Below are 6,475 nucleotides of genomic sequence, written 5' to 3' on the forward strand. Positions count from 1 at the left end.
CGCCGGAACGTCGTCGTCTATGTGCGACCCACCGAACAGGACCGGCCGGCCCGTTTCGGCTTCGTCGTCTCGAAGGCCGTGGGCAACGCCGTGCGCCGCAACCGGGTGAAGCGACGCCTCCGGGAACTCGCCCAGACCACGGTCAGGCAGAGCCCGTACGGTTACGACGTCGTGGTGCGAGCGCTCCCGCCCGCCTCCCGCGCGGACTGGGCGGAGCTGGCCACCGACTACGCCAAGGCCTGGCGGACGGCGTCCACGCGGGCCGGGGTTCCCGGGACCGCCGGGAACCCCGGGACGACGACTGCAGAGGACCGACGACCCGCACGGGAGGAGCCGGAGTCATGAGCGAGCACGCTCACGCGCCCGAGGAGCTCCTCGCGGCGGCTCCCCACGAGTTCGTCCGCCCGGCGTCGGCGTGGCAGGCCCTGTGGTTCCTCCCCCAGAACGCGCTCATCGCGGGGCTCAAGCTCTACCGGACCATCGTCTCCCCCCTCTACGGGGACGTCTGCCGGTACTTCCCCTCATGCTCGGCCTACGCCCTCGAGTCCGTCACGGTGCACGGCGCCGTGCGCGGCCTCGGCCTCAGCGTCCGCAGGCTCCTCCGCTGCCACCCCTGGGCGGCGGGTGGGATCGACAGGGTCCCGGACGGGGGCCGGGTCTTCCCCGACCTCGCGTCCCTTCCCCGGATCGTCCTGCTGAACCATCCCACCCTTGCTGAGCGCCACCAGCACCACCCCGCCGGGGGCAACGGTCCCGCGGCCCAAGGAGAGCCTTCCCCATGAACCTGTTCGAAATGATCCTCTTCCCCTTCAGGTGGGTCGTCTCCGCCGTGCTGTGGGTGTTCCACGAGATGCTCACGGCCATCGGGATGGATCCCGCCGCGGGCATCACCTGGGTGCTGTGCATCGTGGGCCTGACCCTGGTCATGCGCACGCTGACCATCCCGCTGTTCCTCAAGCAGATCAAGTCCATGCGCGGCATGCAGGAGCTGCAGCCGGAGATGGCCAAGCTCCAGGCCAAGTACAAGGGCAAGAAGGACCAGCTGTCCCGTCAGGCGATGGCCCAGGAGCAGATGGAGCTCTACAAGAGCCACGGCTCCAACCCCTTCTCGGCCTGTCTGCCCATCCTGGTGCAGATGCCGATCTTCTTCGGCCTGTTCCAGGTCCTCAACGGCGTGCCCCGGTCGGCGGCCGCCGGCGAGGGCGTGCACGTCCTGAACGCGGCCACCGTGCAGTCCTTCAACGAGGCCACGTTCTTCGGCGCCCCGCTGTTCTCGACGCTGCTCAACCCCGGCGACGGCAACCACACCGCCACGATCCTCCTCGCGATCGTGATGATCATCGCGATGTCCGCCTCGCAGTTCTTCACCCAGAAGCAGCTGACCGCCAAGAACATGAGCGAGGCGGCCAAGGCCTCCCCCATGTACCGCCAGCAGCAGATGATGCTGTACCTGTTCCCCCTGGTCTTCGCCATCGGCGGCATCAACTTCCCCATCGGTGTCCTCATCTACTGGACCGTCTCCAACGTCTGGTCCATGGGCCAGCAGTGGTGGGTCATCCGCAACAACCCGACCCCCGGCTCGCAGGCCGAGCAGGAGCTCAACGAGCGGCGCGCCGCCAAGGGTCTTCCCCCGGTCGGCAAGACCGTGGAGGAGCACGAGGCGGACATCGAGGAGCAGCGCGCCCGTGCCGCCGCCGGTCAGCGCCAGCAGCCGGTCGGCAAGAAGCGCCAGAAGCAGCAGGCGAAGCGGAAACAGTCGCGATGACCGCGGCCGGTCGCACCGGCCAGAACACCTCCCCGCACGGGGCCGGCCCGTCCGGCCCCGTGCTTCCACGGCCCCAGGAGACGACATGACCGACATCCGGCAGACCACCCAGGACGCCGACGACGTGCAGCCCTCCGCCCCGGACGGCGACCACGTGCGGCTCCCCCCGCGGGACGACGCCGAGCGCGGCGCCGGGACGGACGTCCCCGCCGCGGGAGTGCCCGGCGCGACGACTCCGGCTGCCGGCGCCCCCGCCGCGCCGGCGTCCGGTGCCGGTGACGACGGCCGTCCTGCCGACGCCGGGTCCGCCGCGTCCCGCGACGGCGAGGACGGCACCGGGGGCGATCCGCTCGAGGAGGAGGGCGAGATCGCGGCCGACTACCTCGAGGAGCTGCTCGACACGGCGGACCTCGACGGCGACATCGACATCGAGGTCCGTGACGGCCGCACCTACCTGTCGGTCGTGGCCGACGGGGACGACGACCAGGGCCTCGCCGTGCTGGTCGGCAAGGACGGGGAGGTGCTGGAGGCCCTCCAGGAGCTGCTGCGGCTCTCCGTGCTCGCCGCCACCGACCGCCGCTCCCGCCTGGTGCTCGACATCGGCGGCTACCGGCTCCGCCGGGCGGCTCAGCTCCAGGAGCTGGCGCTCGAGGCCGTGGCCCGTGCCCGGGACACCGGGGGGCGCGTGCACCTCGATCCCCTCTCGGCCTACGAGCGCAAGATCGTGCACGACGTGGTCGCCGAGCAGGGACTCGTCAGCGAGTCCGAGGGCGAGGGCGCGGCGCGGCACATCGTCGTGTCCGCCCCGCAGGGCTGATGGGCGAGGAGCAGCGACCCTCCCCCGCCCCGCAGGACCCGCCGGTCCCGGACGAGCGCGAGCGGCGAGCGGCCGAGCGGCTGTTCGGCGAGCGGCTGCCCCTGGCCGAGCGCTACGTCGCGCACCTGGCGTCCTCGGGCATCGTCCGTGGCCTGATCGGTCCCCGCGAGGTGCCGCGGCTGTGGAGCCGGCACGTGCTCAACTGCGCCGTGGTGGAGGAGCTCGTCCCGCCCGGCGCCCGCGTGGCGGACGTCGGATCGGGCGCCGGACTGCCCGGTCTCTGCCTCGCCCTGGCCCGTCCCGACCTGCGGATCACGCTCATCGAGCCGCTGGAGCGACGCGTCCAGTGGCTGGAGGAGGTGGTGGCCGATCTCGGGCTCGCGAACGTGCGCGTGCTCCGGTCCCGGGCCGAGCAGGCCAAGGAGGAGGTCGGCGAGGTGGACGTGGTCACCGCCCGGGCGGTCTCGGCCCTGGTGGGCCTCGTGGACCTCACCCTGCCGCTCCTGCGGGGAACCGGGGAGCTCCTGGCCCTCAAGGGGCGCTCCGCGGCGGACGAGGTGCGCACGGCGCAGAAGAGGCTGAACCGCCTGGGCGCCCGGTCCACCGAGATCGTGACGGCGGGCGCGGAGCTGCTCGAGGAGCCCACCACGGTGGTCCGGGTCCGTCTCTGAGCGGTGCCGCCTGCGGCACGCCGGGTCGGCGGTAGGCTGGGCGGAGTGTGCCACGGGCAGTGCGCCGAGCTCGGCCCCGGGCCGGAGGCGGACTGGTCCGCGGCGCGGCCCCAGCGCCGCTCCCCCACCGGAGCGGCGCTCCCACGGAACGAGTTCGAGACGAACCGGGAAGGTGCGCAGTCAGATGCCGATCGACGACGGCGCGAGAGGTCCGCGGGCCTTCGACGCCGAGTTTCCCCCCGATCCGCTTGATCAATCGATCAGGGTTGTTCCTGACCGGGGTACTCGAGTTTCACGTGAAACGGACGGACAGTTGCCCGCAATGACCACAACGATGGCGGAAGACACTCCGCTGGGGAGGAAACTCGTGGAGGAGACCAGGCGACGCGCCAGGCTGAAGAAGGTCCAGCTGGAGAAGCCCGCCGCAACGCGGGTCTTCACGATCAGCAACCAGAAGGGCGGCGTGGGCAAGACCAGCACGTCGGTGAACATCGCGGTCGCCCTCGCCCGTCAGGGGCAGAACGTCCTCGTGATCGACAACGATCCCCAGGGCAACGCCTCGACCGCACTCGGCGTCGAGCACCACTCCGAGGTCGACAGCACGTACGACGTCCTGATCGACGAGATGCCCATCGCCGAGGCGGTCACGCCGTCCGCGGAGGCGGACCACCTCTGGGTGGTCCCGGCGACCATCGACCTCGCCGGTGCGGAGATCGAGCTCGTGTCCATGGTGGCTCGCGAGCACCGGCTGCGCCGGGCGCTCGAGGCGTACGCGAAGCAGCGCGAGGCCGACGGGTTGGAGCGGCTCGACTACGTTTTCATCGACTGCCCGCCGAGCCTCGGGCTGCTGACCCTCAACGCCTTCGTGGCCGCCACGGAGGTGCTGATCCCCATCCAGTGCGAGTACTACGCGCTCGAGGGACTGAGCCAGCTGCTCAAGAACATCGAGATGATCCAGAAGCACCTCAATCCGGAGCTTTCGGTCTCGACCATCCTGTTGACCATGTACGACGGGCGCACCAATCTGGCCTCCCAGGTGGCGGAGGAGGTCCGGAACCACTTCCCGGACGAGGTCCTGGAGACCATGATCCCGCGCTCGGTGCGCATCTCGGAGGCGCCGAGCTATCAGCAGAGCGTCATCAGCTACGATCCGAGCTCCACCGGGGCCCTGTCCTACCTGGAGGCGGCAGCGGAGATCGCGCAACGATCCCACCGCTGACGGATCCTCTCCCCCACCGGCGCCCGCCTCCCGAAGGAGGCGGGCGCCGCACTGTGTCCACTCGCCGGACGCCGCGCGCGGTGCACTGTTCCACGTGAAACGGCTCGGCGGAACCCTCGACTCCGCTAGAATTGTCCGGATTGCCGGGCGAGGGAGAGGAACACCGTGAGCGAACGACGACGTGGTCTGGGCCGAGGACTGGGGGCGCTCATTCCGAGCGCTCCAGCTCCCGAGAGCACACCGGGGCACAAGGACGACAATCACTCTGCTCCAGATCGTGCATCGCGAACGACGAACAACGGCACTGCTGCTCCCGAGACGACGCCCGACGTTTCACGTGAAACGGAGGACGTCCGAGCCGGTTCCCCCCGCACCGAGGATGATGGAACGGGCGGAACCGACGCGCCCCCTGCCGAGCCGCCGCGGCGGCCGGCGACCGCCGCCCGTGGGCGTTCCGTCAGTCCTTCCGCACGACAGAAGGCCATGAAGTCCCGCATGGACATGGGTGAGGCGCTGCGCAACACGACCCTGGTCAGCCGTCCGTCGGACATGTTCTTCCTCCCCTCCACATCCGGTTCCGAGTCCGGTGCGGCCGCAGAGCCCGCCGAGTCCGGGCACGCAGCGTCGCCGACGTCGCCCTCGCCGCGGCGTACCACGCCGGCGCGTGCGGACGAGGGGTCCGAGACGGCCGAAGCATCCCGGACGGCGACGGACAGAGCCGACGGGGCGGGTCGGACCGCCTCCGAGCCCGAGTCCGAGGAGTACAGCGCGACCGACAGGTCTGCGGAAACCGGTACGGCCGCGGGTGCCGGTTCGGCAACGGCTCCGGCGCCCCCCGTTTCACGTGAATCGGACCAGAAGGCTGCGCGAGTCGAGTCGGAGAACCGGGCCGCTTCGGCGATGAGCTCACAGCGGCCCGCGGATCCTGCTCCCGCGAGGAACGCGAAACCGGAAGCCGACGCCCCGACAGAAGGCGGTTCGCCGGAGTCCGCCGTTTCACGTGGAACGGCTGCTCCGCAACGGCCCCTCACGCCGCCGGCCGAGGCGGCAACCGTCGAGTTCACCGCACGTGACGCCTCGGCACCGGGCATGGACGTTTCACGTGAAACGGTGACCGCGGACCAGGAGCTCGCCACCGTGCCCGGAGCCACGTTCGCCGAGATCCCAGTGACGTCCATCCACCCGAACCGCAAGCAGCCCCGCCAGGTGTTCGACGAGGAAGAGCTCGCCGAGCTCGCGTACTCGATCGGTGAACTGGGTGTGCTTCAGCCCATCGTGGTGAGGCCCACGCGCGAGGACGGCGAGGAGTCGTACGAACTCGTCATGGGTGAGCGGCGCTGGCGGGCCACTCAGCAGGCCGGTCTGCCGACCATTCCAGCGATCGTGCGGGAGACCGCGGACGACGACCTCCTGCGGGACGCCCTGCTGGAGAACCTGCACCGCAGCCAGCTGAACCCTCTGGAAGAGGCCGCCGCGTACCAGCAGCTCCTCGAGGAGTTCGGCACGACGCAGGAGGAGCTCTCCCGGCGGATCGGCCGCTCCCGACCGCAGATCAGCAACACGATCCGCCTGCTCCGGCTGCCGCCGCTGGTGCAGCGGCGAGTCGCCGCCGGCGTGCTCTCCTCCGGCCACGCCCGTGCTCTTCTCGGCCTCGCCGATCCCGCGTCGATGGAGCGGCTCGCGCAGCGCATCGTCGCGGAGGGGCTGTCGGTGCGCGCCACGGAGGAGGCCGTTCAGCTCACGGAGTCGGGGGAGCGCAGACCGCAGCGGAAGGCGGCGCCGTCCGGGGACCACAAGGAGCGGCTGGACTACATCGCGGAGGCGTTCTCCGACCGCCTGGACACCGGCGTCCGGATCGCGCTGGGTGCCCGCAAGGGCAAGATGACGATCGAGTTCGCCTCGGTGGAGGACCTGAACCGGATCATCGAGGTCCTGGACCCGGGCATGGACCGCACCTGAGTTCCCCCGTCCACGACGACGCCCCGATGTTCCACGTGGAACAT

The 6,475-nt window shown here is 70.7% G+C and carries 6 protein-coding genes and 1 pseudogene; all 7 read left to right on the top strand.

Translation table 11 applies throughout. From position 1 onward, the window contains the following. Positions 1–345, top strand: a 345-nt coding sequence (gene rnpA, locus ACFU0Y_RS16290) for a ribonuclease P protein component (RefSeq protein WP_380215703.1), incomplete at its 5' end; no start/stop codon positions are given. Continuing rightward, positions 342–782, top strand: a complete 441-nt coding sequence (yidD, locus tag ACFU0Y_RS16295; protein ID WP_380215705.1) for a membrane protein insertion efficiency factor YidD — start codon at positions 342–344, stop codon at positions 780–782. The genes rnpA and yidD, both read left to right, overlap by 4 nt. Next, positions 779–1,765 carry a membrane protein insertase YidC gene (gene yidC, locus ACFU0Y_RS16300; RefSeq protein WP_380215707.1) on the top strand — a complete coding sequence of 329 codons (987 nt, stop codon included), beginning with the start codon at positions 779–781 and terminating at the stop codon, positions 1,763–1,765. Before yidD ends, yidC begins: the two co-directional genes overlap by 4 nt. Positions 1,766–1,850: 85 nt before the next feature. Beyond that, complete coding sequence (locus ACFU0Y_RS16305) at positions 1,851–2,582, top strand: protein jag (RefSeq protein WP_380215709.1); 732 nt, start codon at positions 1,851–1,853, stop codon at positions 2,580–2,582. Then, a complete protein-coding gene (gene rsmG, locus ACFU0Y_RS16310; protein WP_380215711.1) occupies positions 2,582–3,253 on the top strand; it encodes a 16S rRNA (guanine(527)-N(7))-methyltransferase RsmG in 672 nt (223 codons plus the stop codon). The genes ACFU0Y_RS16305 and rsmG overlap by 1 nt, the downstream gene beginning before the upstream one ends. A 334-nt stretch (positions 3,254–3,587) precedes the next feature. Then, entirely contained in the window at positions 3,588–4,472 is an 885-nt protein-coding gene (locus tag ACFU0Y_RS16315) for a ParA family protein (protein WP_380215713.1), read from the top strand. A 1,128-nt stretch (positions 4,473–5,600) separates the two neighbouring features. After that, positions 5,601–6,431, top strand: a pseudogene (locus tag ACFU0Y_RS16320) (ParB/RepB/Spo0J family partition protein); the annotation flags it as partial. Positions 6,432–6,475: the final 44 nt, after the last annotated feature.

The sequence above is a fragment of the Kocuria sp. NPDC057446 genome (assembly GCF_042802875.1).
GTDB lineage: Bacteria > Actinomycetota > Actinomycetes > Actinomycetales > Micrococcaceae > Kocuria.